This window comes from Nocardia sp. 852002-51101_SCH5132738 (assembly GCF_001665695.1).
Lineage (GTDB): Bacteria > Actinomycetota > Actinomycetes > Mycobacteriales > Mycobacteriaceae > Nocardia > Nocardia nova.
This window is the reverse complement of sequence record NZ_LZML01000090.1, coordinates 1-771: the sequence shown is the minus strand read 5'-3', so window position 1 is coordinate 771 and position 771 is coordinate 1. Positions and strand designations below refer to the sequence as shown.

At 64.2% G+C, this 771-nt stretch carries 1 protein-coding gene and 1 pseudogene; both read right to left on the bottom strand.

The genetic code is table 11. The features are described 5' to 3' along the window. Positions 1 to 302: pseudogene (locus A5789_RS38520) on the bottom strand (ATP-binding protein); the annotation flags it as partial. Positions 303 to 484: 182 nt separating this feature from the next. Then, positions 485 to 706: a hypothetical protein gene (locus A5789_RS38515; RefSeq protein WP_064903081.1), complete on the bottom strand. Its 222-nt coding sequence runs from the start codon at positions 704 to 706 to the stop codon at positions 485 to 487. Positions 707 to 771 lie beyond the last annotated feature (65 nt).

Here is a 771-nt window from a genome sequence, read left to right as displayed (position 1 = left end):
GCGACAGTGTTATCGCCGAGGATCTCGCCCCAGGATCCGACGCCGCGGTTGGTGGTGATCGCGATCGAGGTCTTCAAATATCGTTGCGACACAACTTGAAACAATGCTGAAGCCGCCTCTGCCGGTAATGGCAGATAGCCCAGTTCGTCGATCACCAGCAGCGCTGGTCCGGCGTAGAACCGCATGGTGGTGGCCCACCGGCCCTCGATGGCGGCGCGGTGGCAGCGGGCCGCCAAATCGGCGGCGGTGGTGACATAGGTGCGGTAGCCGGCGTGCACCGCAGCCCGGGCTAGACCCAAGGCCGCTCAGTTTGGTGTGCTGCCGGGTTGTCAACCGGGTAGCACGCGCACGCTGATGTGGGTTTGGTAGATGGTCCGGTCGATCACCCCCTTGGCGCGGTGTTTGGAGATTGCCCGTTTGACCACGCGAAGGCTGCTGCGGGGCCGGCGATGTGGGAGCAGGTCAGCGCGCACGGCCCGCCCGATCACACCGACGATATCGACAGTCGCGCCGGTGATGACCCGGCCGCATGGACGAGCTGGTCGCGGGCGGTCTGCAAAGCGACGGTGAAACTGCCCCGGTCCGCGACCATGCCCGGTGTGGCCAGCGCGGTATCGGCGATCGCGGTCCGCAACGCCTGGTAGGTGATCAGCAACGCGTAGACCTCCTGCGCGACATCGTCGGCAGTACGCGCCGAGGGTGTCACGAGAACCGTGTAAGTCCGAAGCTAGTTCGGTACTAAATCTATTCTAGCACAATGGAATTCGGTTC